This window comes from Rhodococcus sp. 06-470-2, from assembly GCF_002258235.1.
Taxonomy (GTDB): domain Bacteria; phylum Actinomycetota; class Actinomycetes; order Mycobacteriales; family Mycobacteriaceae; genus Rhodococcoides.
The window spans coordinates 12,754-39,536 of sequence record NZ_NOYB01000014.1 but is presented as its reverse complement, the minus strand read 5'-3'; the positions used below and the strand labels follow the sequence as shown (position 1 = coordinate 39,536).

Here is a 26,783-nt window from a genome sequence, read left to right as displayed (position 1 = left end):
GTGGGTAGGCGGGCTGAGTGGGTGGACGGGTGGACAGACGACAACGGGCGACCCTCTCGAAAGAGGATCGCCCGTTGTGTGGAGCTGGTGGAGCTACTCGCTGTCGCTGTCTCCGGTGGCCTTGGCCAGATCGACCGGGACCTCGTCGGGGACGATGATCGCCTTCTTCTCACCGCGGAAGGTGAACTTCGCGTCCTCGCCTGCGCCTTCGCCGTCCCAGTTCTCGACGTCGACCAGGATGATCTGGCCGGCTTCGATCTCGCCGAAGAGGATCTTCTCCGACAGCTGGTCCTCGATCTCGCGCTGGATGGTGCGACGCAGTGGCCGCGCACCCAGGACGGGGTCGAATCCGCGCTTGGCGAGCAACGACTTCGCCTTCTCGGTGACCTCGATCGCCATGTCCTTGTTCTTGAGCGCACCTTCGACTCGGTTGAGCATGAGATCGACCATCTGGATGATCTCGTCCTTGGTGAGCTGGTGGAACACGACGATGTCGTCGATACGGTTGAGGAACTCGGGGCGGAAGTGCTTCTTCAGCTCGTCGTTGACCTTCAGCTTCATCCGCTCGTAGTTCGATCCGGTGCCTTCGCCCGAGGAGAAGCCGAGGCCGACTGCCTTCGAGATGTCCGAGGTACCGAGGTTCGAGGTGAAGATGAGCACGGTGTTCTTGAAGTCGACCGTGCGTCCCTGGCCGTCGGTGAGACGACCGTCTTCGAGCACCTGCAGGAGGGTGTTGTAGATCTCCTGGTGTGCCTTCTCGATCTCGTCGAACAGCACGACGGAGAACGGCTTGCGACGGACCTTCTCGGTGAGCTGGCCGCCCTCTTCGTACCCGACGTATCCGGGAGGAGCACCGAACAGGCGCGACGCGGTGAAGCGGTCGTGGAACTCGCCCATGTCGATCTGGATGAGTGCGTCGTCCTCGCCGAAGAGGAAGTTCGCCAGAGCCTTCGACAGCTCGGTCTTACCGACACCGGACGGGCCGGCGAAGATGAACGAGCCCGACGGACGCTTCGGGTCCTTCAGTCCTGCACGGGTACGACGGATCGCCTTCGAGACGGCCTTGACTGCCTCGACCTGACCGATGATCCGCTTGTGCAGCTCGTCCTCCATGCGGAGCAGACGAGTGGTCTCTTCCTCGGTGAGCTTGAAGACGGGGATGCCGGTCCAGTTACCCAGAACCTCGGCGATCTGCTCGTCGTCCACCTCGGCGATGACGTCGAGGTCACCGGAGCGCCACTGCTTCTCCCGCTCGGCGCGCTGACCGACGAGTGTCTTCTCCTTGTCGCGCAGGTTCGCAGCCTTCTCGAAGTCCTGTGCGTCGATGGCCGATTCCTTCTCCCGGCGCGCGTCGGCGATCTTGTCGTCGAACTCGCGCAGGTCTGGCGGCGCGGTCATCCGGCGGATGCGCATCCGCGCGCCCGCTTCGTCGATGAGGTCGATTGCCTTGTCGGGCAGGAACCGGTCGTTGATGTACCGGTCGGCCAGAGTGGCGGCAGCGACGAGGGCACCGTCGGTGATCGAGACGCGGTGGTGTGCCTCGTAGCGATCGCGCAGACCCTTGAGGATCTCGATAGTGTGCTCGACGGTCGGCTCGCCGACCTGGACGGGCTGGAAACGACGCTCGAGAGCGGCGTCCTTCTCGATGTACTTGCGGTACTCGTCGAGGGTGGTGGCACCGATGGTCTGCAGCTCGCCACGAGCCAGCTTGGGCTTGAGGATCGATGCTGCGTCGATGGCACCTTCGGCGGCACCTGCGCCGACGAGCGTGTGCAGCTCGTCGATGAACAGGATGATGTCGCCGCGGGTGTTGATCTCCTTGAGCACCTTCTTCAGGCGCTCCTCGAAGTCACCGCGGTAACGGCTGCCGGCCACGAGCGAGCCGAGGTCGAGGGTGTAGAGCTGCTTGTCCTTGAGCGTCTCGGGAACCTCGCCGTTGACGATGGCCTGAGCCAGGCCCTCGACGACTGCGGTCTTACCGACACCGGGCTCGCCGATGAGCACCGGGTTGTTCTTGGTGCGACGCGACAGCACCTGCATGACGCGCTCGATTTCCTTCGCGCGACCGATGACCGGGTCGAGCTTGCCTTCGAGCGCGGCCTGGGTGAGGTTGCGGCCGAACTGGTCGAGAACCAGTGACGTCGACGGGGTGCCCGCCTCGCCGCGGCCGCTGCCGCTCTCGGACGGCTCCTTGCCCTGGTAGCCCGACAGCAGCTGGATGACCTGCTGACGCACGCGGTTGAGGTCGGCTCCGAGCTTGACCAGAACCTGAGCTGCGACGCCTTCGCCTTCGCGGATCAGTCCCAGCAGAATGTGCTCGGTGCCGATGTAGTTGTGGCCGAGCTGCAGTGCTTCACGCAGGCTGAGCTCGAGTACTTTCTTGGCGCGCGGGGTGAACGGAATGTGACCGGACGGAGCCTGCTGACCCTGACCGATGATCTCCTCTACCTGGCTGCGTACTCCTTCGAGGGAGATGCCCAGCGACTCGAGAGACTTGGCTGCGACGCCTTCGCCCTCGTGGATGAGGCCGAGCAGAATGTGCTCCGTGCCGATGTAGTTGTGGTTGAGCATCCGGGCTTCTTCTTGAGCCAGGACGACAACACGCCGCGCGCGATCGGTGAACCTCTCGAACATCGCTCTCCCTCACTTCTTGGCGGGTGGTAGCTCGCCCACCAGTTCTTCTAGCGCCGCAGTGTCCAACACGCCGGGTCGCTTGTGCATTTGAAGGTAAGACTGCTTCTCACTGTAGTTGGCCGACGTGACGAACGCCGACCCTCCACCCCTGAAATGCTGCGCGACGGCCCACGTGTGCGGACTGCCTTGCCTGCTTATTGTTCATAACGCAGGCACTATGCAAAACGTTTCCCGTTCACTGTCCGCTGCTGGCGAACAGCTCTTCACCGTTCGATCAGGCCTGGGAAGGCTTGACGATGGGGAACAGGATCGTTTCGCGGATCCCCAAGCCGGTCAGTGCCATCAGCAGGCGGTCGATGCCCATGCCGGTTCCGGTGGTCGGCGGCATGCCCTGTTCCATCGCGGCGAGGAAGTCCTCGTCGAGCACCATGGCCTCGTCGTCGCCTGCCGCGGCCTGACGCGCCTGATCCTCGAAACGCTCACGCTGGATGATCGGGTCGACCAGTTCGGAGTAGCCGGTGGCCAACTCGAATCCGCGAACGTAGAGATCCCACTTCTCGGTGATGCCGGGCTTGCTGCGATGCTGACGCGTCAGCGGGGACGTCTCGACCGGGAAGTCACGGACGAACGTGGGCTCGGTCAACGCGTCGCCGACCTGGTGTTCCCACAGTTCCTCGACGAGCTTGCCGTGGCCGTAGATCGGGACGCCGTCCTTGCGCGGCACCTCGACCCCGACCTTGTCGGCGATCGCGAGCAGTTCGTCGACGGTGGTGTCGGGGGTGACGTCGAATCCGAGCGATTCCGACAGCGACGGGTACATCTCGAGCGTCGTCCATTCACCGCCGAGGTCGTAGGTGGTGCCGTCGGGCAGCGTGACGACTGTGGACCCGAGTGCGGCCATGGCCACTTCCTGGACGAGTTCACGCGTCATTTTCGCCGAGTCGTCGTACGTCCCGTATGCCTCGTATGTCTCGAGCATCGCGAACTCCGGCGAATGCGAGGAGTCGGCACCCTCGTTGCGGAAGTTCCGGTTGATCTCGAACACCTTCTCGATGCCGCCGACGACGCAGCGCTTGAGAAACAGTTCCGGCGCGATCCGGAGGTAGAGGTCGGTGTCCATGGCGTTGGAATGGGTGACGAACGGCCGAGCCGCCGCGCCGCCGTGCAAGGTCTGCAGCATCGGGGTCTCGACCTCGAGGAAGCCGCGACGCTCGAGTACGTTGCGTAGTTCCCGGACGACGGCGATGCGCTTGCGGGCGGTTTCCCTGGCCTCCGGACGCGTGATCAGATCCAGATACCGCTGCCGAATGCGCGTCTCTTCGTTCAGTTCCTTGTGCGCGACGGGCAACGGCCGCAACGACTTCGATGCGATCTGCCACGCGTCGGCCATCACGGACAGCTCGCCGCGGCGGGAGCTGATCACCTCGCCGTGTACGAACACGAAGTCGCCGAGATCGACGTCGGACTTCCATTCCGCGAGAGCGTCCTCGCCGACACCCGCCAGGCTGATCATCGCCTGCAGCTGGGTGCCGTCACCCTCTTGCAAGGTGGCGAAGCACAGCTTGCCGGTGTTGCGGACGAAGATGATGCGGCCGACGACTCCGACGATCAGGCCGGTGGTCGTATCGGGTTCGAGTTCGGGGAACTCGGTGCGGATCTCGAGCAGCGAATGGGTCCGCGGGACGGACACCGGATATGCCTCGACCCCGCGCTCGAGCAGCGCGGCGCGCTTGGCACGACGAATCCGTAGTTGCTCCGGGGTGTCGTCGGCCTGCTGGGTGGAAGCTGTGTCAGTCACGCGCACACACTTTACAGTCCGATCCGGTGCGGACGATCAGTGCGCAGCGACGGCCTCGGCCTCACGGACGCAGTGCTTCGCCTGGGTGAGTACACCGAGCAGTCCTGCCGACTTCAGCGCCTGGTAACCGCCGACCAGATCGGTGGACCGGTGCAGACCCAGCAGCTTGAGCGACGCGGCGGCGAGAGACGAGGTGTAACCCTCGGAGCAGATGACGATCCATTCGACGTCGTGGTCGACGGCGATCGCCAGGCGCGCATCGCTCGTCGGGTCCAGACGCCATTCGAGGACGTTGCGTTCGATGGCGAGCGCCCCGGGCAGCGTTCCCTCGACGGCGCGCTGCGCCTGGGGGCGGATGTCGACGACGACGGCTCCGCGGTCGACGGCGTCGCGCAGCTCGAAGACGGTCATTCGGTCGATGGTTTCGCGTGCGGATTCGAGCATGTCGACAATGGTCATGGCGGGGATGGTCACAGCGTGGCCTTCTCGGGTTCGTCGGTGAGCTCGCTACGGGTGCGACGCAGCGTGGACCGTTCGGTCACTTCGTAGTAGGACATCGCCGTCAGGGGCGGCGAGTAGGCGTGGACGCTGAGGGTGGGGCCGGTCGTGGTGGACGCCGGATCGTGCATCACGTCGTGAACCCAACCGAGCGGGAACGACGCCTGATCACCGGCGTCGAGGTGACGCTCCTTCAGTCCTGTTCCGGCCCAACGATATTCGAGAAGCGAGCCGCTGAGAACGGTGAGCGCACCGAGCGATCCCGCGTGATCGTGCAGTTCGGTGGAACGATCGGGAACCCAGCTGATCAACCAGACGTCGAGGTCGTCGTCGGAATGCAGTCGGGCGGCCCAACGCTCGTCGGTCGGCCAGCGGCCGCCGCCGGGAAGCAGGTGGTCGAAGCGGCCCTCGAGGACGTCGGATGCGCCCTGGTCGGTGATGCGCAGCAGGTCGGGTGGGCGCAACCGGGTCGGAAGCGTCGAGACCGAGCGCGACGACAAAGGGGTGCGCGAAGGTACGGAAAGTACAGGTGTGGAAAGCATGAAGCTCTACTCCAGGGGTGTGTACGAACGAGGCAGGGTTCAGCCTCGACAACACTCCTGGGTGGCCATGCACGTCATCACGCCGACGATTCTGGCACACCATCGCACGATGCGCCAGCCGTTCAGCGGGGGCGTCGTTTGGCCATGTTGCGTTCGTAGACCAGACGCAGCCCCTCGAGGGTCAGGTCGGGTTCGTGGTGCTCGATGGTCATCGACTCGGGCAAGATCAACGCTGCGATGTCTCCGGTACCGATGATGGCGACGTCCGCGCCCGTCACCTCGGGAACCTCTCGTCGAATTCGCCCGACGAGGCCGTCGACCAGACCGGCGAACCCGAAGATGGTGCCCGACTGGATGCACTCCACGGTGTTCTTGCCCAGTACCGAACGGGGCCGGATCATCTCCACCTCACGCAGCGTGGCCGTGCGAGTGGACATGGCCGACGCGGACATCTCCAGCCCGGGAGCGATGGCACCGCCGAGAAATTCCCCCTTGGCCGAGACGACGTCGACGCAGGTGGTGGTTCCGAAATCCACCACGATGCACGCCGTTCCGTACAGGTCGTGTGCGGCAAGGGTATTGACGATGCGATCGGCACCGACCTCTTTGGGATTGTCGACCAGCAACGGCACGCCGGTCCGCACGCCGGGTTCGACCATCACGTGCACCACGTGATCCCAGTAGCGCGCGAGCATCGTCCGCATCTCTCGAAGCACCGACGGAACGGTCGACAGTGCGGTGATTCCGGTGATCTGTTCCGCGTCCTCACCCAGCAGGCCGCGCAGCATCAGTGCCAGTTCATCGGCCGTCACATGAGGGTCGGTTCGAATGCGCCAGTCTCGCAGTAGCTTCGAATGATCACCGGTGCCGGTGAACAGACCGACCACGGTACTGGTGTTGCGTACATCGATCGCGAGGAGCATCGAATCAGACCAGCACGGAATCGGCCCGCAGATCGCGCGGTGTGATCAGACCCGAGCCCGCGGGCGCATGAGCCGGATCGCTTCCCAGCTCGACGGGCCGGTTCTTCTCGTCGACGAACACCACCCTCGGCGCGTAGTCGGCCACCTCCTGCTCGTTCATCACGCCGTAGGCGATCAGGATCACCAGGTCACCCGGATCGACCAGATGTGCTGCAGCGCCGTTGATCCCGATGACACCGCTGCCGCGCTCACCGGTGATCACGTACGTTTCGAGCCGCGCACCGTTGTCGATGTCGACGATGGTGACCTGTTCGCCTTCGAGCAGGTCGGCTGCCTCCATCAGATCCTGATCGACGGTCACCGAGCCCACGTAGTGCAGATCGGCGTGCGTGACGGTGGCGCGATGGATCTTGGACTTCATCATTGTTCGAAACATGTTGTGCCCTCAGCTCTTCGGATCGTCGGGACTAATTTTTTCTGGTCGTTCCGCAGGCTCCACTCCTGCCTCCAGAAAACCGGTGCCGACTGCGACACCGACATTGTCGATCAATCTCGTGGTGCCGACCTTGGCCGCCACGAGCAGTCTGCCGTCCCCACGTTCGGGAGCCGGACCGAGATGCGGGTCGCGCACCTCCAGGTAGTCGACCTGCACCAGCGGAGCCTCGTCCAGAACTGCACGCGCAGTGGCGATGATGGCCTCGACTCCCCCGGCCGCGGCGTGCGCCCCGGCGACCAGCGCGGCCGACAGCGCCATCGCAGCGTCACGCTGCTCGGGGTCCAGGTAGCGATTACGCGAGGACAGCGCAAGACCGTCCTGCTCGCGAACCGTCGGGACCCCGATGACGGCGACGTCGAAGTTCAGATCGCGCACCATCTGCCGGATCAGTGTCAGTTGCTGGTAGTCCTTCTCGCCGAAGTACGCGCGATGCGGAGCCGCGATCTGCAGCAGCTTGGCCACCACGGTGAGCATTCCGGCGAAATGCGTTGGCCTGCTCGAGCCTTCGAGCTCTGCGCCGAGCGGTCCGGGATTGACGGTGGTGCGCGGACCCGACGGATACATGTCCGACGCCGACGGCGCGAAGACCAGTTCGACGCCCTCCTCACGCAGCAACGCGACATCGGCGTCGAGGGTGCGCGGGTAGGCATCGAGGTCCTCGCCCACACCGAACTGCAGCGGGTTGACGAAGATCGACACGATCACCACCGCACCGGTGAGCTTGGCCTGCCGCACCAACTGCACGTGCCCGGCGTGCAGCGCGCCCATGGTCGGAACCAGAGCGACCTGCTTCCCGACGCCCCGAAGTGCTTTCGACACCGACGTGATCACCGCAGGATCGTGGTGAACCGTCAACTGCCCCTTGGTGTAGCTGCCCGCGAGGGTCATCGATTGCCTTCCAGAAGTTCGATCAGGTCTGCCTTGGCACCGATCCGCTGCGCCGATCGCAAGGACAGCGCGCGGTATCCGGCTGCGATCCTCGAATCCACGGATTCGAGTACGTCGAGATGCTTGCCGACGGCCGCGGTATCGCCGCGGGCCACCGGCCCGGTGAGCGCCGACTGTCCGTTGCGCAGAGCATTGTCCAGCGCAGCTTCGAGCAGTGGAGCCAGAACACGCTCGGGCACACCGCGTTCGGAATCCGAACCGGGAAAACCCGTTCCGGCCAATGCAACTCGGAGGGCTTCGACCGCGTCGACCACAAGCGTGACGAGGTGATTGCTGCCGTGCGCGAGCGCGGCATGGTAGAGCGCCCGGTTGTTCTCGGGCACGTGCACCGGCTCGCCGCCGATCTCGAGCACCAGGGCCTGCGCCACCGCGTAGCCGATCTCGTCGCCTGCGGTGATGCCGAAGCACGCCGCCGTCATCCGGTCGGTGTCCTCGACTCCGCCGCTGAACGTCATGGCCGGGTGGATCGCCAACGGCACGGCACCGAGAGCGGACAGCGGCTCGAGTACCGAGATCCCGTTCGCGCCGGAGGTGTGCACCACCAACTTTCCCGGTGCCACCGCCCCGGTGGACGCCAGGCCCGCCACGATCGATGCCAACTCGCTGTCCGGTACCGCCAGAACGAGCAGTTCCGCGCGACGAGCAACCTCGTCGACGGGCAGCACCTGGGACTCGGGGAGCCGCTCACGCACCCGCGTGATGGACGCGTCCGACACGGCAGCGGCACCGACGACCACATGCCCGACGCGTTCGAGCGCCTCACCGAATGCGGTACCGACCCGTCCCGCCGAGACGACACCGACCGTCAAGCGAGCCGGAGACAGACCGCCAGTGAACCCGGATGAGGTCACCGAAAATTTCCTCTCGTTCGTTCCAGTCCCGCTCTGCGGGTACCGGACGTCCTGCACGGAACAATAGCGACCGCGACCCCTCGCGGGCCATGGAAGAACTGTGTGATCTGGTTCTCAGTCTGCGCGACGGCGACGCCGGCGTGTGCCCGGGTCGGTCGTGGCCGCATCTCCGGACCCTCCGCCTTGCAGTCCGGCCATGATCTCGGCGACGGATCGACCGTTCGAGTGTGCGCCCGACGCATCCTCGTCGTCGGTCGACTCCGCGCGCCTACGACCGCGTCGGGGCGAGACGGACGTGTCCTCAACCGATGTCCGGTAGTCGTGATCGGCCGCGAAGAACGCGTCCGCCGATTCACGCAGCGAGGCGCGCGACGCAGAGAGGGCGTCGCCGTTCCGGTCCGCGGCAGGCTCGGTTTCGTACGCTTCGGCCGGCTCGGCCGAGAACGACTCTGCGGCATACGACTCCGCGGAGAACGAACCCGTGGAGTACGAACCGACCGAATCGACCTCCGTGTGTTCGGTCTCGGCTGTGGCCTGCGGCTCTGGCTCCGCCTCGGGTTCCGGCTCGGCCCCAGGTCGACGCGTCTGCTCGAAGTCGTATGCGGTGAAGGGGGAGCTGGGCGGCGTCACACGCCCCGCCGGTCTCGGTGGGCCGTAGGGGCGGGCCTGCGCTGCAGGTCGCTCGTACGGGTCCGCGTCCGTGTCGGAGGCGTCGGTGTCGGAGGCGTCCGTGTCGTGACTCGTCTCCTCGAACGAATCATCGGCGTACGAATCCTGGGCCGATTCGGCAGCCGACGATGCCGCTGCTGAAGCCGTGGCCTGCGGCATCTCGTCCGGATCCTCGGGGTACACCACCGACGTCTCGGCTGTGACCGGCTCGTCGTAGGGAGTTCCGACTCCGTTGAGGCCGGTTCCCGGTGCCATCGAACCGTTGCCGCGACCGGGGACGTACAGGCCGGACGGCGCAGGCTGGTAGCTGTCGTACCCGCGTCCGCCGAGTTCTTGCATCCTCATCGCTTCGGCGCGCAGTGCGACACGCTCGGTGGGCAGATTGCCGTCGAAGAGCACCTGCAGGTTCTGGCGGAGGGCAGCGAGTTCGTTGCGCAGTGCTGCGACCTCGTCGATCTCGAGCTGCGATTCGCTGCGAACCCGGGCTTCGACGTTCATCTCGTACTCGCGTCGCGCCGAGATCTCCCGAGCCAACTGCAACTCGTAAACCGTCTGCAGATCCTTGGCCTTGATCTGATCGGCGGCCGCCTCGCGCCGGTACTTGGTCATCGCGAACGCACCGATCACCGCAGCCCACAGCGCCGAAAGGACACCGACTCTCATCCACTGCACGCTCTCGGTGAAGAGCAACAACACACTGGCGATGATGCCGAACACGACGAGCGCCGCGAGGAACAGCTGGCTCGCACTACGCCTCTTACGGCGTCCCTTCTTTGCGCGAGTCTGATCTGTCATGTTCACAAGGGTAACTGGCAAATCGTTCGCAAATAGTCATCCTCGACCGATCACTTACACAACCGAGGTAACAATCAAATGTTTCGAGCGTTACCGAGAACGCTCGTCGTCACGGTCTTCCGGGGTACGGCAGCACTGTTCGAGCCACACCGCTGCAGCGACGACGGCCAGTCCCGCCACGAGCGCGACGACGGCTCCGGCCCTGTCCGACGACGCTGCCCGCACCGTCGCCGCACGCGGTATCACGTACACCAGAAACCCGACGCACACTCCGACGACAGCGGTCCCCACCAGCATCGATGCCTTGGCCAACACCAACGCCCTGAACACAGTCAACGGGTGCAGATCGTGCAGACCGCTGCCCACCCGATGCTCGGCGATGCGGTTGCGAACGATCACCGCGGTGACCACTTGCACCACCGCGACCAGATACAACGACGCCCCGGCGTACACCGGAATCGGAGGCAACGAGCCGTAGAAGACCCGAACCAGCAACCACGTGCCTATCGAGGCGACCAGGAAAAGACCCAGCACATCCCAGACCTTGGTGGGATTGGTCACCACGACCCATCACCGACGCCTTCGTGCTCTTCTGGTCGTTCCTGCAGGCTCCACTCCTGCTGGACAACTCCCGCACGCTCCTCCGGACTCAGTCGCGCGAGCAATTCGGTCACCGGCACATCGTCGTCGCCGACGCGCAGGGTGGCGTCCGGTTCGACGTCCAGCCACGGCAGCAGGACGAACGCCCGCTCGTGCGCGCGCGGGTGCGGAAGGATCAGGCGAGGGTCCTCGCTGATCAGGTTCTCGCACACCACCACGTCGACGTCGAGGCTTCGCGGCCCCCACCGCTGGACTCGAACGCGATCGGCCGCCTCCTCGAGGCGCTGCCCGAAGCGCAACCAATCCCAGGCGTCGAATGCTTCGTCCTCGGCCACCACGACGGCATTGAGGAAGTCCTGCTGCTCCACGCCGCCCCAGGGAGCGGAGCGATAGACCGGCGAGCAGGCCACCAGCCGTGGACCCAATTCGGTTGTGACAGAACGCAAGTGGGCCAGCGAATCACCGACGTTGCTGCCGATGGACAGCACCGCCCGGGTCACGACCGCTCCCGGTACGCCACCACGGCAACGTCCCCGAACGTCAACGGGATGGGTGCCGACGGCTTGTGCAGCACCACTTCCACCGCGTCGACGCGTGAGTCGTACGCAAGCACGACCTCGGCGATCTCGGCCGAGACCGTCTCGATCAGGTCCCTCGACGGGCCCGCGACGACAGCCGCGGCGTGCTCGGCCAGTTCTCCGTAGTGCAGGGTTCGCGTCAGGTCGTCGGTCTCGGCCGCGGGCCGCAGGTCCATCCAGACGGTGATGTCGACGACGAAGTCCTGCCCGTCTCGCTTCTCGAAGTCGAAGACGCCGTGATTGCCGCGCACCGTCAGGCCACGCAGTTCGATGCGGTCGCCGCGACGCGTCCCGGTGCCGACGCGGCTGCTGATCTCGCTCATGCCCGATCACCCTGCCATGCCCGTACGACCGCCACCGCGTCGAGTGACGCTCGAACGTCGTGCACGCGCACACCCCACGCTCCCCCGGCGACGGCGAGCGCCGACACCACGGCCGTGGCGACCTCTCGCCCGTCCGGCGGTCGCGGAGAACCGTCGTCGTCCGCCAGCAGTGATCCGAGGAATCGCTTCCTGGAGGCACCGACGAGAACCGGGAAGCCGGCCGACACCAGATCGGGGAGGCCACGGAGCAGTTGCCAGTTGTGCTCGGCGTTCTTGGCGAAGCCGAGGCCCGGGTCGAGCACGAGCATCGCGGTGTCCACTCCTGCGGCCACTGCGTGGTCGACCTGTTCGAGCAGTTCGCTGCGGACGTCGGCGACCACGTCGTGGTACCGATCGGCCGGACCGGCGTGCCGGTATTCGGATCCGGCGGCTCGCCAGTGCATCAGGATCCACGGCAATCCGCCGTCCGCAACCACCCCGGCCATGGCCGGATCCGCCCGACCGCCCGAGACGTCGTTGACGATCGATACCCCGGCCTCGATTGCGGCCTCGGCGACCGAGGCACGCATGGTGTCGACGCTGGTGGCCACCCCTGCTTCGGCGAGCGCAGCGATGACCGGTACGACACGCTGCGCCTCGAGTGTCGGATCGATCCGGTCTGCTCCGGGCCGCGTCGACTCACCACCGACGTCGACTATGTCGACGCCGCGACGATGCATCGCCAACCCGTGTTCGACGGCAGCGTCGACGTCGAGGTATCGACCGCCGTCGGAGAACGAATCGGCAGTGACGTTGAGTACACCCATGACGACGGGTGCCGGGGGGATACTTCGCGCCGGGCTCATCGGGAATCGACCGGACGCGTCATTTCCGCAGAATCAGGTCCAGAGCTTCCGAACGCGACGCCGCGCTGGACTGCAACAGACCCCGCACCGCGGAGGTGGTGGTACTGGCACCCGGCTTGCGAATCCCGCGCATGGCCATGCACAGGTGCTCGGCCTCGATCACGACGATTGCACCGCGCGGGTCGAGCTTGCGCATCAACGCGTCGGCGATCTGGCTGGTCAGACGCTCCTGCACCTGCGGGCGCTTGGCGTACATGTCCACCACGCGCGCCAGCTTCGACAGGCCGGTGACCTTGCCGCTCTTGCCCGGGATGTAGCCGACGTGCGCAACGCCGTGGAACGAGACGAGGTGATGCTCGCACGTGGAGAACATGGGGATGTCGCGGACGAGAACCAGTTCCTGGTGCCCCTCGTCGAACGTCGTGTTCAGCGCAGTGTCCGGGTCGGTGTAGAGCCCGGCGAAGATTTCGCGGTAGGAACGCGCGACGCGGGCCGGGGTGTCGAGCAGACCTGGACGGTCGGGATCCTCGCCGACGGCGATCAACAGCTCACGCACGGCGGCCTCGGCGCGAGGCTGGTCGAAGACCGCGCCGGTGGCGTAGGCCACTGTCTCTTCCACTGCCCTCTGCTGCGCTGCTGGGACTTCTGCCGAGTCGATTGCCGACTCGTCGGTCCGGTTGACTGACACGAGAACGTACCTCCGGTTGGGCTCCGCGAATGTGACAGCTGGGCCGAACTGCACCTGTTCTTCACGAGCAGCTGCGTCGACCTTCAGCAGGGTTCGAACGACGGACTGGGCCGACCGAAAGGGTCGACCCAGCCAGCCTAATGATGGACCTAGCGGTACGAACCGCCCGGCCCTTCCCAGCGTTGCGTCCTCGGACCTTCGTCGCCGTCGTCCTCGGCTCGCTCGTCTCGCCGCGAGTCCTCGGACGGGCTGCTCGAGGAACGATCGTCTCCGGGCAGCGGATAGCTCTGCGACGGAGTCGGAACCTCCCAGGTGGGAGGCGACGCCTCGGCCGGTGCAGCATCGTTCTGGTTCTGGCCGTACGGGGGCTCGTGCCGAGAGGTACGACCCTGGTCCCGAGCGTCCGGCCGGAACGGATCCGGCTGATACTGCGGCTGCTGATATTCCGGTGGTTGATTGGAAGACGGTTGATTCGAAGGTGCAGCGGTCGGCGGTTGATACGCCTGTGGCTGCTGATAGGTGGGGTGCTGCCGGTACGTCGGTGGCTGTCCCTGCGGCGGCTCGTACCGATTCTGGTCCGGTCGATCCGATTCCGACTGCTCGCGGTTCGGTTGGTTCGCAGCAGGCGGCGTGGTCGGTCCCTGGTAACGGGGAACCGCGGACTGCTCGCGCGGAGGCCATCCCGGAGCCGACCATCCGGCCGGGGCACCGTAATCGGGACGCGAGCCCTGGCTCGGGCCGCTCGGGCGTGGGTCCTGCCTGCGATAGCCCTCGGAGTATCCGCCCCCGTTGGGAGCTCCTCCGTTGACCGGGCCGCCGTAACCTCCGTTGGGCCCACCGTTGTAGCCGCCGCCGTTGAAGCCGCCGGTTACCGGGGCGCTGCGTCGCCCACCGGTGTTCGGCGCATCGACGTCGCCGGTGCTCGGCGATCCGTTGACCGGGCCACCGTTGGTCGGAGCGCCGTTCGACGGGGCACCGTTGGTGGGTGCGCCGTTGGTCGGAGACCCGTTGTAGCTGTTGCTTCCGTTCGGGTAGCCACCCTTGCTCAGCTGCGGCGAACCGGCGTAGCTGGGCTGCGGAAACTGTTGCGGCGGAAGCTGCTTCGGGGCCGGCGGCACCGGAGGCCACGGCTCGCCGCGCTCGGCGGCGAGTTCGCGAGGAGTCTTGACCGGCGGCTTGTCCGAGGGCTTACGATCACCGAAGTCGTTGAACAGCGTGATGCGCGGACGCTTGGTGACGCTGTGGAAGATCTTCTCGAGGTCCTTGCGGGTGAGCGTCTCGCGTTCGAGCAGCTCCGAGGCAAGGGTGTCGAGCAGGTCGCGGTACTCGTTGAGGATGGCCCACGCCTCGGTGTGCGCCGCCTCGATGAGCTTGCGCACCTCCTCGTCGATCTCGCGGGCGACCTCGTGCGAGAAGTCGGACTGCTGGCCCATCGAACGGCCGAGGAACGGGTCACCCTGTTCCTGTCCGTAGCGAACGGCTCCGAGCTTGCTGCTCATGCCGTACTCGGTGACCATCGCGCGAGCGATCTTGGTGGCCTGGTCGATGTCCGAGGACGCACCGGTGGTCGGCTCGTGGAAGACGAGCTCCTCGGCCGCGCGGCCACCCATGGCCATGACGAGGCGAGCGATCATCTCCGACCGCGTCATCAGGCCCTTGTCGTCCTCGGGCACCGTCATCGCGTGACCGCCTGTGCGACCGCGCGCGAGGATGGTGACCTTGTAGACGGGCTCGATGTCGGGCATCGCCCACGCCGCGAGAGTGTGACCACCCTCGTGGTACGCGGTGATCTTGCGTTCGTGCTCGCTGATGATGCGGCTCTTGCGGCGCGGACCACCGACGACGCGGTCCACCGACTCCTCGAGGGATGCCTCGGTGATGACGGTGCCGTTCTCGCGGGCGGTGAGCAGTGCCGCTTCGTTGATGACGTTCGCCAGGTCGGCACCGGACATTCCGACGGTTCGCTTGGCGAGACCTTCGAGGTCGGCGTCCTGGGCGACGGGCTTGCCTGCCGAGTGCACCTTCAGGATCGCCCGACGGCCGGCCAGGTCGGGGGCACCGACCGGGATCTGCCGATCGAAGCGGCCCGGACGCAACAGCGCAGGGTCGAGGATGTCGGGGCGGTTGGTGGCGGCGATGAGGATGACGCCGGTGCGCTCACCGAAGCCGTCCATCTCGACGAGGAGCTGGTTGAGCGTCTGTTCGCGCTCGTCGTGACCGCCACCCATGCCTGCGCCGCGCTGACGACCGACGGCGTCGATCTCGTCGACGAAGATGATGCAGGGGCTGTTCTGCTTGGCCTGCTCGAACAGGTCGCGCACGCGGGACGCGCCGACACCGACGAACATCTCGACGAAGTCCGAGCCGGAGATGGTGAAGAACGGCACGCCGGCCTCGCCCGCGACGGCGCGCGCGAGCAGCGTCTTACCGGTTCCGGGAGGGCCGTACAGCAGTACGCCGCGCGGAATCTTGGCACCGAGGGCCTGGTAGCGAGACGGGTTCTGCAGGAAGTCCTTGATCTCGTAGAGCTCTTCGACTGCCTCGTCCGCGCCCGCGACGTCGGCGAACGTGGTCTTGGGCATGTCCTTCGTCAACTGCTTGGCCTTGGACTTGCCGAAGCCCATGACGCCACCGCGTCCGCCACCCTGCATGCGGCTCATCACGAAGATGATCACGCCGAGGATCAGCACCATCGGCAGGATCAGCAGCAGGAACGAGCTGAACCAGCTCTCCTGGGTGACGGTGGTGTTGTAGCTGGTCAACCCCTGGGAGTCGACCTTGTCGAAGATCTGCTCGGACGCCGAGTCCGGGTACTTCGCAATGATCTGAGTTTCATTGCCCGAGGCCTCGTTGGCCTCTTTGAGCGTCAGCCGAATCTGTTGCTCACGGTCGTCGATCTGCGCGGACTCGACATTGCGGTCGTCGAGCTGGGCGATCGCCACCGAGGTGTCGACCGTCTTCCAATCCCGCGTGTCGTTACCGAAGTAGCTGAAGGCATAGATCACCAACAGAATGCCGAAAACGATGGCAAGATTTCGTATTACTGTCTTCCGATTCATACAGCTTCAGCCGAGTCGGCCGTGTCCTTTCAGTCCGCTCCAGCGCGCTGGCTGCTCCCTGCCCGCCGGATACTCCAGGCTAGCGCGAGACTCGGACATCTGACTCGCTCTTACCTGGCGCTGTGCGTCCACGCACCTGTTTGCGTCGACGCTCCTTCCCCTCCAACGACTGCACTCCCCCGGCAGTTCCCCACCTGATGGGCACCTTATCCGCATCGATGGACCATTGCATGCGTCTCCGCGCGGCAATGGTCCATTCACGCGGGCGGGGTGGACCGAACGAACGAACTCAGCTGTAGACCTTGGGATCGAGTAGGCCGATGTACGGCAGGTCCCGGTAGCGCTCGTTGTAGTCGAGGCCGTAGCCGACGACGAATTCGTTGGGGATGTCGAAGCCCACGTTCGCGACCTCCACGTCGACCTTGATGGCGTCGGGCTTGCGCAGCAACGTCACCACCGACAACGAGGCAGGCGAGCGGGTCGCGAGGTTGCGCTTGAGCCAGCTCAGCGTCAGACCGGAGTCGATGATGTCCTCGACGATCAGCACGTGGCGTCCGGTGATGTCGCGGTCGAGGTCCTTGAGGATCCGGACGACGCCCGACGACGAGGTGGACGACCCGTAGGAGCTGACCGCCATGAACTCGAGCTGCGCCGGGATGGGCAATGCGCGCGCGAAGTCGGTCATGAACATGATCGCGCCCTTGAGGACGCCGACCAGGAGCAGGTCACCTTCCGGCGAGCCTTCGGGATACCGCTGGGCGATCTCTTCTGCGAGTTCTGCAGTGCGTGCTTTGATCTGTTCCTCGGAAATGAGAACCGATTCGATGTCGCCCTCGTACACGGGGTTTCCCTTCATTCGTTCTCCAGGCCGACGCTCAGCCTGCCATGCCGACGCGAGCACACCAACCTGGCGTCGGACGTTCCTCCTGGCAGCGCGACTCCGCCCTGACCCGTCCACCGTCCGACGAGGGCATCGACGGCCCGGATCTGCCGGTCGGTCAGCGACGTCACACCTCGGCCGAGCAACCATCGACGCAGCACTCGCCTGCGAACGGCGGGAGCGAGCGGGTCGAGTGCAGCGACCTCGAGGTCCGGCGCATCGGTATCGACGACGGACTCGGCCATCGCGTCGAGGACCAGGCCGTCCTCGCGCAACTGCTCGGCGGTCCGCGCGAGTGCAGCGGCGACACCACCGCCGAGTACGTCCTCGAGCAGGGGCAGGACCTCGTGACGCAACCGAACCCGAGTGAAGTCGGTGTCGATGTTGTGCGGATCCTCGAACGGCTCGATCCCCAGCTCGACGCAGGCAGCCCGGGTCACGCTGCGCCTGACTCCGAGCAGCGGCCGGCCCCACGGCGCATCGAATGCCGCCATCCCGGCGATCGACCGCGGTCCCGATCCGCGCCCCAACCCGAGCAGCACCGTTTCGGCCTGATCGTCGAGGGTGTGCGCCACCAGCACCGACGCATCGCCGCGGGCCCGGTTCAACGCGTCGTACCTGGCTCGGCGGGCGGCTGCTTCCATCCCTCCCGAACCGCTCACCTGCACCGTCAGAACCCGCGCGTCGGCGACACCGAACTCGAGAGCGTGCGCCGCCGCAGTCGAGGCCACCTGCGCCGAGCCGGCCTGCAGACCGTGATCGACGATCAACGCGAGCACACCCGGAGCCTCCGCCACGGTCGCCGCGGTCAACGCCAACGAATCCGCTCCACCGGACAACGCGACGGCGACAGGACCGGGGTGGGCGGCGAGCCACGCGCGGACCGCATGCCTGACCTCGAGCAGCGCGGGGCCTTCGGGTAGCCGCGTGGGCATCAGCCCAGAACTCGGGCGATCCAGGCGTCGGGGTCCTCGATCTCCGACAGCAACGGCAGTGTGTCGGGCCCGGTCCACACGGCGTTGAAGCGTTCCATCCCCACCGTGGCGACGACGTGATCGACGAACGCCTTGCCGCGCACGTACTGCGCCATCTTCGCGTCCATGCCGAGCAGTGCCCGGACGACGCGTTGCAGCGGGTTCACCTTGCGTTGCCTGCGCTGATCGAACGCACCGCGGATCTGCGTCACGGTCGGCACGACGGCCGGTCCGACGGCGTCCATCACGTGGTCGGCGTGGCCTTCGAGCAGGGTGCCCAGCACCAGGAGTCGGTCGATGGCGTCGCGCTGGGGCTGCGGTTGGGTGGCACGCAGGAGTCCGACGATGCCTGCGTCCTCGGACCTGGTGGACCCGCTCGGATTCTTGCGGGCCTTCAGCGCACCGGTCAGCCGGTTGGCGACATCTGTCAGCGGTTCGTCGGTGCCGTCGGAGAGCACCCCGACGTTCTCGCGCATGTAGCCGCCGAGCCACGGCGCGGAGGAGAACTGCACTCGGTGCGTCACCTCGTGCAGGCACACCCACAACCGGAAGTCGCTCGGCGACACACGAAGCGCCCGCTCGACGGCAATCACGTTGGGCGCGACCAGAAGCAGCGTTCCGTTCTCGCCGGTGAAGGGGTCGTACTGTCCGAGAATGGCGCTGGACAGGAAGGCCAGCATCGCTCCGGCCTGCAGTCCGGCCGGCTTTCCGCCGAGCAGACCGGACGGCGGCGTACCGTCGTCGTCTCCGGTCAGGTGCTTCATCGACGACGCGGCCGCGGCGATCCAGCCGGCACGGTCGACCACCTGGGCGTCGGGCACGGGGAGGCCGTCGGCCAGGCCGGTGGTCTCGCGAACCGGCCCCTCGGCCCGAATCGATGCGGCGGCAAGCTCTTCCACGGCCGCATCGGCGGTGTAGCGCGAAGTGGCCGGACCCGGGCGGGCCAGCTTCGCTCCGGTCTTCGCCGCCACCGACCAGTCGACGGCACCGGCGAAACCGGACGTGGATTCGCCGTCTTCGGCCTTCGTTGCTGCGTCCGTGTTCACTGGCAACCACACAATCTCAGGGTCGATGCGACGGCATCGAGGGCGGGACGACTGACGTCGGGCGGCCGGTCGTTGGACATCAGCGCGAAGGTCAGGATGCGGCCGTCGACGTCGACGACGTACCCCGCCAAAGCGCTTGCAGCAGAAAGGGTTCCGGTCTTGGCGCGAACCCAGCCCGCTCCGGTTCGATCCCCCGAGGCGTACCGATCCGTCAGGGTTCCGGTCGCGCCGGCCACAGGAAGATAGTCGAGCATCGGACGCAGCGACGGCTGCTCGGTTCCCGCTGCCGACGTCAACACCTGATCGAGCAGCCTGGCCGGAATCTTGCCGTCGACCGACAGTCCGCTGGCGTCCTCGAGCGTGAGTCCGGCCATGTCGAAGCCTGCCGAGTACAGGGTCTGCCCGATCGACGCCACCGCTCCGGAAAAGCTTGCCGCCGTGTTCATTTCGAGAGAGACTTCGCGTCCTACGGCCTCGGCGAGGACATTGTCGGAGCGATAGATCATCTGCTGCAATCGGTTCCGCAGCGGCGCGGATTCGACGGATGCGATCTGATCGGCCCCGTCGACGGCCTTGCCGATCGTCACCGCTGCCGGGTCGACGCCCAGCCCAGCGGCCAGTGCGCGGCCTGCGTCCAGCGCCGGGGTTGTGCTGCGCGGCGACTCGTCGACGAGTGGGTCCGATCGTCCGCCGTCGAGCATGATCGGTTCGATCGGTGTGATGGAACCGGCGGCGATATCGGCGGGGAACCAGCCCTGCGCCATCGTGTCACCGGAATAGACGGAGGTGTCGACGCCGATGCTGCGCACCACCGTTCCGCTGCGCCGAATCTGCTCCACCAGGTCGTCGATGCGCGCCGCTCCCGGATAGAACCCGTCGGTTCCGACCGGAAGCGCGGTGAGTGTGGGGTCGCCGCCCGCGATCAGCACGATGTTGCCCTCGCCGTTGCCCTGGACCACGCGGGTGGTGACGCGGTGATCGGCCGGGAGCGCGAGCATCGCCGCGGCAGCGGTGAGGACCTTGGTGGTCGAGGCAGGCGTCATCGGAGTGTCGGGGTTCTGGGACCAGAGCACCTGACCGGTCCGTGCGTCGGCGACGGTGCCGGTGAACGTGCCGAGGGCGGGATCGTCGACCACCTGGGCCAGCGCAGCTGCCAGAGCTGCCGAGTTCGGCACCGGTGCCGATTCCGGGAACGGGGTGATCGCAGGGTCGGGCAGCACCGTCTCGGGTGGGGGCTCGATCGCGGTCTCGGCTCCGTCGGACACCGACGGCAACACGAGGGCGGCGGTCGTCGCGGCGAGGATCACGACGAACAGCGCACACAGCGTCAGGATCACGCGCTTCTTCCTGCGCCGTCGGCCCGCTGTGGGGCCGAGGAACCGTCGTGTCAGCCCCGCCACTGTTCCTCCGTATCTGCCGTGGTCGTACCCACGATCGTTCAGTCAACAGTATCCTCGGGTCCGGTAGCCTTGCGCCGCCACCATCGACACATTCGCAACGGTTCGGGCCCGGTCGGGCCCGAACGAAGACAGTGAGGACTGCACGTGCCGTTCGACGTCACCATCGAGATCCCCAAGGGGCAGCGCAACAAGTACGAGGTCGACCACGTCACCGGACGTGTTCGACTCGATCGCTACCTCTACACCGCGATGGCGTATCCAGCCGATTACGGCTTCATCGAGAACACGCTCGGCGAGGACGGCGATCCGCTCGACGCACTGGTTCTGCTGCCCGAGTCGGTGTTCCCCGGCGTCATCGTCGAAGCCCGTCCCGTGGCGATGTTCAAGATGGTCGACGAGGCCGGCGGCGACGACAAGGTGCTGTGCGTTCCCGCAGGCGACACTCGTTGGGACCACATCCAGGATCTGAGCGACGTCTCGACGTTCGAGCTCGATGCGATCAAGCATTTCTTCGTCCATTACAAGGATCTCGAACCCAACAAGCACGTCACCGGGGCAGACTGGGTGGGCCGCGCAGAGGCAGAGGCCGAAATCGCTGCATCATTCAAGCGCTTGGCGGACAATCCGGAGCACTGATCGTTTCGGCATCACACACCTCGCCCTCGGCCGAACGCCGACGAAACTAGTTTGGGGAAACGCATGACCGACAGCACTTCCAACGGTGATCGGCGCAATCTGGATTCGCGACCGATCTCGGATCCGACGCAGTTTCCCGATCTGCCGGTCACGGTCGTCCTCGACCGAATTCCGGTGCCGATCCTTGCCGTCGATCCCACCGGTGCCATCGTGTTCGCGAACGAGGCCTTCGACGATCTGTTCGGCCTGGACCGCACCGAGCGGGAGGACTTCCACCTGCACGACATCTTCCCCGACCGGGCACCGGAGGGCGTCAATGTCGCGGACATGTTCCTCACCACGGTGGCCACCCGCGCGGATTCTCTGTGGCGGATGACCGACAAGACCGGCGATATCGTGCAGGTCCGCGCCAGCAAGTCGATTCTGCGCCGCACCGAGGACACCATCGTGCTCGTCGCGTTGGAGGACTTCACCGATCAGCTGTGGAACGACCCCAAGAGCGCCTTGCGCTGACGGAAGTCACACGTTCTTCCCCGAACGACGACGGTGTACGCCGGCGGATCATTCGCCGGCATACACCGTCGCTCTGTTTCCGCCCGCGTGCTTGGACTCGTACATTGCGGCGTCGGCGTCGAGCAGAACGTTGTGCAGCAGGTCCTCCCCGTCACCCGACTCTGCTGCGTCCGACCAGCGGCTGCCGTTGATCATCGCCACACCGACGCTGACCGTCACCGGTACGTCGTCGAGCGAATCGTGGACGGATTCGCGGATCTCGTCGGCAATCGAGTGCGCCGCGGCTTCCGTGACCGGCAGCGCGATGGTGAATTCCTCACCTCCGGTGCGGGCCACACACGGCCGCGCCCCCGTGGCGCTCTTCAATCTACGAGCCGTGCGACGCAGCACGCGGTCGCCCACTGCATGGCCGTAGGTGTCGTTGACCTGTTTGAACTGATCGAGATCGACCACCATCAACGCCACCGAACGATCCGCGTCGAGCGAGGCCATCATGCGTTCGAACCGCAGTTCGAGGCCGCGCCTGTTGAGCAGGCCGGTCAGCGAGTCGGTGTTGGCGAGATCGAGTTGATGCTGAATCACGGCGCGAAACACCAGCACCGAATTGACCACCAGCAGTGTCGCGAGGGTCCTGGCGGCGGTCGACGCCAGATCGTGAGTGTCCTCCGCCAGCGCCAGCGCCGCCAGAACCACGACCGTCACATTGACGAACAGCATGTGGAATCCGAGCACTCGCCGCCGGGCGAAGTAGACGATGTAGATGCCGATCACCGCGAACAGGGCCGCCCCGTTCAGAGCCAGGTCGCGGCCGGCGAAGGTGAGCAACATCGCTGCGACGCCCACGTCGGCGTACACCACGAACCACCCGGGCATGTGCGACGCATCCAGCGAACGCCGAAGCCACCACACTCCCACCGGGACGGTCGAGATCAGCACCAGCAGACAGACGACCTTCGCGGTCGTGCACGCGGGACCGTCGTCGGAGAACATCGCGATGGCCCCGATCAGACCGAACGAGGGAACCAAGGCGGCGATCCCGAGCGCGACGCGACGTTCGAGCCTCACCGAACCGACTCGCGGTCCGCTCGCCGGACCGTGCGGCGGTCGATCGCGATCCATTGGCACCGCGCCCCCTCCGTCCGAACCGGTTGTCCCGACTCGTCGCGCACCTCTACGAAACGATCCCTTGTCGACTGTCGGCGGCTCAGACGCTACCTGCGCGTCGGGCCGGAAGGTCCGGTCTCATTTCTTCGTAATCGGTCAAGAAACGATCCAGCAAAGCGACCAGTGACGCCCGGTCCTCGCGATCCCACCCCTCGATCACCCGACCGAGAGATTCGGTACGGCGTTGCTGAATTGCCGCGGCCACGTCCCGCCCGGACTGCGTCACGGCGAGAACGAAGGCCCTTCCGTCTCTCTGGTCGGGCACACGCTCGACGTGCCCCCGTTCGACCAGTTGAGCCACCTGCCTGCTCACCGTCGACGGATCCGAGTTCACCATCGTGGCCAGCTCACTGGATCTCATCGGCCCGTCGCGCAGCAGGCGGAACAAGCATACGTAAGCAGCCCCGTCGACACCGCCCGAAGACGAGATCTGGGCGATGTTCCGCTCGCGCAAGCGTTGCAGCCGAACCAGCTGCGTGCCCAGTTCCTCGGCGAACTCGACCACGTCAGTTACCGGTGAACTGCGCCGGTCGCTTCTCGAACACCGAGGTGATCGCCTCGGTGAGATCGTGCGAGGCGAGGAAGGCGGCGTTCCAGGCCGCGACGTAGCGAAGCGAGTCGTCGACGCTGGAAGATCGGGAATGGTCGAGCACGGTCTTGATGCCCTGCACCACCAGAGGCGGATTCGCAGCGATGGCGGCGGCGCAGTCACGAGCAGCGGCCACGGTGGCGTCGTGGTCCTCGAACACGTCGTTGACCAGGCCGATCTTCTCGGCGCGCGCGGCATCGATGTCCTTGCCCGTCAGAGCGAGCTCACGCATGTGGCCATCGCCGATGATCGCGGGCAGTCGGGCCAACGACCCCATGTCCGCGACGATCGCGACCCGGACCTCGCGCACGCTGAACTTCGCGTCGGCGCTCGCGTACCGCACGTCCGCGGCGGTGATGAGGTCGACGCCGCCGCCGATGCACCAGCCCTGAACCGCCGCGACGACGGGTTTGCGGCAGTCGGCAACCGCGTTGATGGCCTTCTGCATCGTCTTGATGGTGTCGTGGAACGACGTTCGGGGACCGGCCAATGCCTTGTCGGCCATCAGCGGACCGAATGTTCCTGCCATCGCTGCGAGGTCGAGTCCGTAGGTGAAGTTCTTACCCGAGCCCGCGAGCACGACAGCCCGAACCTCGGGATCGGCGTCGAGCTGCGCGAACAGCTCGGGGCTTTCGCTCCAGAAGTCCGGGCCCATGGCGTTGCCCTTGCCCGGTCCGAGAAGTGTCACGTTCGCGATGTGGTCCGCGATCTCCACGGAGAAGGCGTTCCAGGTTCGTTCCGTCATGCCTGCGAGCCTAGCGGCAGCGTCGCACAATGCTGCACCGCATGTTACGGCGCGTAACGTCTGCGCTAAGTCCCTGCTCAGCTCTGGTACATGCATCGAATCGCGCCCATCATCGACTCATGTTGATGCATCAGGGACTGGGCCTGGAGACGTTCAACGATCTGCCGCGCCGCAAGGCGGTCCATGCGCTGTACGAGTGCTGCTGCTCGGTGGCGTGGGCGTCCAGGGTGGCAGACGGCCGCAGGTACCGCTCACGGGCTGACCTGTTCGCCGCAGCCGACGCGGAACTGACCGAACTCTCGGACGGGGATGTGGATTCGCTCGCCGCGACGCTACCGGAGCCGAGCAAGGTGTGCGCGGCCATGGACACCGACACTCGCGGGGCACTGGGAACTGCGGCCAGGGCGTACGAGGACCGGTTCGGTTACCCGTACGCGTCCAGCCGGTTGTTCGAGCCCGAGGGCTTCGAGCCGCGAGACATCCTGGTCGATCTGGGCCATCGCCTCGACAACGACGATCAGACCGAGCGCAAGATCATGCGCGACGAGCTGGCGAAGATCAACCACACCAGATTGGATCGCCTGCTGGGGCCCGAAGGCGGTTGGCCCCAGTACTGAGCTCGGTCGGGGATCAGCCGAACAAACCGACGACGCGACCGATCAGTCCACCGGCGATCAGGATCGCCAGCAATGCCACGACGCAGATGACGACGATGGGCATCACCCGGCTGCGCTGCGGCGGCTCGTGATTCGGACCGCCGATTCCGGTTTCGGCGGGCGGGGTGTCTCCTGGCGTGACGCCGCCTCCCGCTTCGAGTCCTGTGGTGACGTCGGGGTCTGGATTCTGGGCATTCATCTTGTGCGGTTACCCGGTGCGGTCTCGCTCAATCGAGATGTGTTCTGGCTATCGCTCCCGCGAACAACTCCGACACCGCGTCGGCGATGACTCCCTCGTCGATCTCCTCCGGATCCACCGAATGTTCGACGGCCAATCCGGAGATCAATGCCGCCAGTGACGTCGCGAGGCGTCGGGCATCGAAGTTCTTGCCGACTCCCCACCGCCCTGCGTGCTCGGCGATGAGGCGTTCGAGCTCCCCGCGCAGCGCGCGACGGTCGGTGCGGTAGCGCTCGGCGACGGCAGGGTCGCGTCCGGCGAGGATGCCGAATTCGACGGTCAGCAGGGGCCACCGGGGTTCGGCCACCACCCAGGACGCTATTTCGCCGCCGCCCGCTCCTGCCGCTGCACCGGAGTCCAGATCGGATACGTGGGCCAGTACGCGGGCGGCGAGGTCGAGGGAACGGCGGGCGAGCAGTTCGGCGAACAGCGCCTGCTTGGACTCGAAATTGGAATAGACGGCTCCCTTGGTGAAGCCGGCTCTGTCGGCGATATCGGTGAGTTTCGCTGCGGCATAGCCACGTTCGGTGAATTCGTCGGCTGCCGCGGCGAGCAGTCGGTCCCGAACGTCGGTGCGTTGGGGTCGTCGCCGATCCTGTGTCGGCCCCCACTTTTCTTGCTCCTCCGCATTCACGATACCTAGAGTATTGAATACCTCGGGTATCGACAAGATTCAGGAGTCACCCATGCGCAAGATGTCACTGCTCGCTGCCGCGGTGCTGGTACTTCAGCTCGGCTTCATCCTCAGCTACGTCTCGGCCTTCCATCAGCCGACGCCGCACGCCATCCCCATCGCGGTGGTGACCGAGCCCGGCCTCCCCGAGGGGCTGGACCAGCAGACCGCCGACCGCCTCGACGCCATCGACGGCACCCCGCTCGCGGCACGCACCGCAGCCGACACCGCAGAGGTCCGTTCAATGCTCCGCGACCGAGACATTCTCGGGGCGTACGTCATCGGTGCCAACGGAACGGACACCCTCATCACCGCGAGCGCGGCGGGCAGTTCCGTGGCCACCGCCCTCGACTCGATCTTCACCGAGGTCGAGGCCTCGCAGGGTCGCCAGTTCGTGGTCCGCGACGAGATTCCGGTGGGCGTACACGACAACCGGGGGCTGTCCGGCTTCTACCTCTCGGTCGGCTGGGTCGTCGGCGGCTACCTGCTGGCGGCAGCCTTCGGACTGCTGATCGGGGCACCACAGTCGCGTCGCGAAACCTGTTCGCACGTCGGGATTCTCGCTGCCTACGCCGTCGCCTCGGGTGCACTCGGCGCCTTCCTCACCACCCATGCCCTGGAAACGTTTGCCGGCCATTGGTTTCCGCTCGCATTACTGGGTACCGGCGTGGTCTTCGCCACCGGTCTGTTCACCATGGGCCTGCGCGCACTGATCGGGGTCGCCGCGGTTCCGGCCGCGATCGTACTGTTCGTGATTCTCGGAAACCCGAGCGCAGGAGGCGCTTTCGGGGCAGACGTCCTGCCCTCGCTCTACGCTTCCATCGGTCGGTGGATCACTCCGGGCATCGGCACCGAGGGCGTGCGCAGCATCGTGTACTTCTCCGGCACCGGGCTGGGGCAACCCGCACTCGCACTTGCTCTGTACATCGTGATCGGCACGCTGCTGATGGGCGCGGCAGCACTGCGTCGCCGGTCCGCACACAACCCGGTGGCTCCACGCGCGACCAGTAAAGTGTGATCCC

28 protein-coding genes are annotated in these 26,783 nt (G+C 66.0%); 4 read left to right on the top strand and 24 right to left on the bottom strand.

Annotation, left to right across the window (positions count from 1 at the left end):
- Positions 1-93 precede the first annotated feature (93 nt).
- The 19 genes from CH276_RS08500 to dacB form a co-directional block, all read right to left on the bottom strand.
- Positions 94-2,634 carry an ATP-dependent Clp protease ATP-binding subunit gene (locus CH276_RS08500; RefSeq protein ID WP_032380134.1) on the bottom strand — a complete coding sequence of 847 codons (2,541 nt, stop codon included), beginning with the start codon at positions 2,632-2,634 and terminating at the stop codon, positions 94-96.
- A 274-nt stretch (positions 2,635-2,908) separates the two neighbouring features.
- Positions 2,909-4,432: a lysine--tRNA ligase gene (gene lysS / locus CH276_RS08495; protein WP_094628618.1), complete on the bottom strand. Its 1,524-nt coding sequence runs from the start codon at positions 4,430-4,432 to the stop codon at positions 2,909-2,911.
- A 36-nt stretch (positions 4,433-4,468) separates the two neighbouring features.
- Positions 4,469-4,891 carry a rhodanese-like domain-containing protein gene (locus CH276_RS08490; protein ID WP_032395529.1) on the bottom strand — a complete coding sequence of 141 codons (423 nt, stop codon included), beginning with the start codon at positions 4,889-4,891 and terminating at the stop codon, positions 4,469-4,471.
- A gap of 11 nt (positions 4,892-4,902) precedes the next feature.
- Positions 4,903-5,472 (bottom strand): cysteine dioxygenase, encoded by a 570-nt coding sequence (locus tag CH276_RS08485; protein WP_032395162.1) that lies wholly within the window; start codon positions 5,470-5,472, stop codon positions 4,903-4,905.
- A 122-nt stretch (positions 5,473-5,594) separates the two neighbouring features.
- On the bottom strand, positions 5,595-6,395 hold the full coding sequence (locus CH276_RS08480; protein WP_094628582.1) for a type III pantothenate kinase: 801 nt from the start codon (positions 6,393-6,395) through the stop codon (positions 5,595-5,597).
- Positions 6,396-6,399: 4 nt separating this feature from the next.
- Positions 6,400-6,831 carry an aspartate 1-decarboxylase gene (gene panD, locus CH276_RS08475; protein WP_032395164.1) on the bottom strand — a complete coding sequence of 144 codons (432 nt, stop codon included), beginning with the start codon at positions 6,829-6,831 and terminating at the stop codon, positions 6,400-6,402.
- Between the two features lie 9 nt (positions 6,832-6,840).
- Positions 6,841-7,779, bottom strand: coding sequence for a pantoate--beta-alanine ligase (gene panC, locus CH276_RS08470; RefSeq protein ID WP_032395165.1), 939 nt, complete (start codon positions 7,777-7,779; stop codon positions 6,841-6,843).
- Positions 7,776-8,690 (bottom strand): Rossmann-like and DUF2520 domain-containing protein, encoded by a 915-nt coding sequence (locus tag CH276_RS08465; RefSeq protein ID WP_094628584.1) that lies wholly within the window; start codon positions 8,688-8,690, stop codon positions 7,776-7,778. The genes panC and CH276_RS08465 overlap by 4 nt, the downstream gene beginning before the upstream one ends.
- A 114-nt stretch (positions 8,691-8,804) precedes the next feature.
- Positions 8,805-10,154, bottom strand: a complete 1,350-nt coding sequence (locus CH276_RS08460; protein ID WP_094628586.1) for a DUF6779 domain-containing protein — start codon at positions 10,152-10,154, stop codon at positions 8,805-8,807.
- A gap of 90 nt (positions 10,155-10,244) precedes the next feature.
- Positions 10,245-10,715 carry a DUF3180 domain-containing protein gene (locus CH276_RS08455; RefSeq protein ID WP_094628620.1) on the bottom strand — a complete coding sequence of 157 codons (471 nt, stop codon included), beginning with the start codon at positions 10,713-10,715 and terminating at the stop codon, positions 10,245-10,247.
- The gene (gene folK / locus CH276_RS08450; protein WP_094628588.1) at positions 10,712-11,254 is read right to left on the bottom strand and encodes a 2-amino-4-hydroxy-6-hydroxymethyldihydropteridine diphosphokinase; all 543 of its coding nucleotides are present in this window, start codon (positions 11,252-11,254) and stop codon (positions 10,712-10,714) included. Before folK ends, CH276_RS08455 begins: the two co-directional genes overlap by 4 nt.
- Positions 11,251-11,655 (bottom strand): dihydroneopterin aldolase, encoded by a 405-nt coding sequence (gene folB / locus CH276_RS08445; RefSeq protein WP_045198583.1) that lies wholly within the window; start codon positions 11,653-11,655, stop codon positions 11,251-11,253. Before folB ends, folK begins: the two co-directional genes overlap by 4 nt.
- The gene (gene folP / locus CH276_RS08440; protein ID WP_176459166.1) at positions 11,652-12,500 is read right to left on the bottom strand and encodes a dihydropteroate synthase; all 849 of its coding nucleotides are present in this window, start codon (positions 12,498-12,500) and stop codon (positions 11,652-11,654) included. The genes folB and folP overlap by 4 nt, the downstream gene beginning before the upstream one ends.
- A gap of 19 nt (positions 12,501-12,519) precedes the next feature.
- Entirely contained in the window at positions 12,520-13,119 is a 600-nt protein-coding gene (gene folE, locus CH276_RS08435) for a GTP cyclohydrolase I FolE (protein WP_032395534.1), read from the bottom strand.
- Positions 13,120-13,337: 218 nt separating this feature from the next.
- On the bottom strand, positions 13,338-16,247 hold the full coding sequence (gene ftsH / locus CH276_RS08430; RefSeq protein WP_094628590.1) for an ATP-dependent zinc metalloprotease FtsH: 2,910 nt from the start codon (positions 16,245-16,247) through the stop codon (positions 13,338-13,340).
- A 289-nt stretch (positions 16,248-16,536) separates the two neighbouring features.
- Entirely contained in the window at positions 16,537-17,088 is a 552-nt protein-coding gene (hpt, locus tag CH276_RS08425; RefSeq protein ID WP_032395535.1) for a hypoxanthine phosphoribosyltransferase, read from the bottom strand.
- Positions 17,089-17,099: 11 nt separating this feature from the next.
- Positions 17,100-18,062: a tRNA lysidine(34) synthetase TilS gene (gene tilS, locus CH276_RS08420; protein ID WP_094628592.1), complete on the bottom strand. Its 963-nt coding sequence runs from the start codon at positions 18,060-18,062 to the stop codon at positions 17,100-17,102.
- Positions 18,062-19,153, bottom strand: a complete 1,092-nt coding sequence (locus tag CH276_RS08415) for a zinc-dependent metalloprotease (protein ID WP_441344200.1) — start codon at positions 19,151-19,153, stop codon at positions 18,062-18,064. The genes tilS and CH276_RS08415 overlap by 1 nt, the downstream gene beginning before the upstream one ends.
- Positions 19,144-20,547: a D-alanyl-D-alanine carboxypeptidase/D-alanyl-D-alanine endopeptidase gene (gene dacB, locus CH276_RS08410; protein ID WP_094628596.1), complete on the bottom strand. Its 1,404-nt coding sequence runs from the start codon at positions 20,545-20,547 to the stop codon at positions 19,144-19,146. Before dacB ends, CH276_RS08415 begins: the two co-directional genes overlap by 10 nt.
- 144 nt (positions 20,548-20,691) lie before the next feature.
- On the opposite strand from dacB, the gene CH276_RS08405 reads away from it, so the two are divergent.
- Together CH276_RS08405 and CH276_RS08400 are read left to right on the top strand one after the other, a co-directional pair.
- Positions 20,692-21,183 carry an inorganic diphosphatase gene (locus CH276_RS08405; protein ID WP_032395172.1) on the top strand — a complete coding sequence of 164 codons (492 nt, stop codon included), beginning with the start codon at positions 20,692-20,694 and terminating at the stop codon, positions 21,181-21,183.
- Positions 21,184-21,246: 63 nt separating this feature from the next.
- Complete coding sequence (locus tag CH276_RS08400) at positions 21,247-21,696, top strand: PAS domain-containing protein (protein ID WP_032395173.1); 450 nt, start codon at positions 21,247-21,249, stop codon at positions 21,694-21,696.
- A 48-nt stretch (positions 21,697-21,744) separates the two neighbouring features.
- On the opposite strand, the gene CH276_RS08395 is transcribed toward CH276_RS08400, so the two are convergent.
- The 3 genes from CH276_RS08395 to CH276_RS08385 all read right to left on the bottom strand — a co-directional run bounded on the left by CH276_RS08395 (position 21,745) and on the right by CH276_RS08385 (position 24,194).
- Positions 21,745-22,815, bottom strand: a complete 1,071-nt coding sequence (locus CH276_RS08395) for a GGDEF domain-containing protein (RefSeq protein WP_094628598.1) — start codon at positions 22,813-22,815, stop codon at positions 21,745-21,747.
- A gap of 85 nt (positions 22,816-22,900) precedes the next feature.
- Positions 22,901-23,365: a MarR family winged helix-turn-helix transcriptional regulator gene (locus CH276_RS08390; RefSeq protein ID WP_094628600.1), complete on the bottom strand. Its 465-nt coding sequence runs from the start codon at positions 23,363-23,365 to the stop codon at positions 22,901-22,903.
- Position 23,366: 1 nt separating this feature from the next.
- Positions 23,367-24,194: a crotonase/enoyl-CoA hydratase family protein gene (locus CH276_RS08385; RefSeq protein ID WP_094628602.1), complete on the bottom strand. Its 828-nt coding sequence runs from the start codon at positions 24,192-24,194 to the stop codon at positions 23,367-23,369.
- Between the two features lie 119 nt (positions 24,195-24,313).
- On the opposite strand from CH276_RS08385, the gene CH276_RS08380 reads away from it, so the two are divergent.
- Positions 24,314-24,811 carry a 2-oxo-4-hydroxy-4-carboxy-5-ureidoimidazoline decarboxylase gene (locus CH276_RS08380; RefSeq protein ID WP_032395177.1) on the top strand — a complete coding sequence of 166 codons (498 nt, stop codon included), beginning with the start codon at positions 24,314-24,316 and terminating at the stop codon, positions 24,809-24,811.
- Between the two features lie 13 nt (positions 24,812-24,824).
- On the opposite strand, the gene CH276_RS08375 is transcribed toward CH276_RS08380, so the two are convergent.
- Entirely contained in the window at positions 24,825-25,049 is a 225-nt protein-coding gene (locus tag CH276_RS08375) for a DUF6480 family protein (protein WP_032395178.1), read from the bottom strand.
- Positions 25,050-25,077: 28 nt separating this feature from the next.
- Positions 25,078-25,722, bottom strand: coding sequence for a TetR/AcrR family transcriptional regulator (locus CH276_RS08370; protein WP_176459165.1), 645 nt, complete (start codon positions 25,720-25,722; stop codon positions 25,078-25,080).
- 52 nt (positions 25,723-25,774) lie between these two features.
- On the opposite strand from CH276_RS08370, the gene CH276_RS08365 reads away from it, so the two are divergent.
- The gene (locus CH276_RS08365; RefSeq protein WP_094628604.1) at positions 25,775-26,779 is read left to right on the top strand and encodes a hypothetical protein; all 1,005 of its coding nucleotides are present in this window, start codon (positions 25,775-25,777) and stop codon (positions 26,777-26,779) included.
- Positions 26,780-26,783 lie beyond the last annotated feature (4 nt).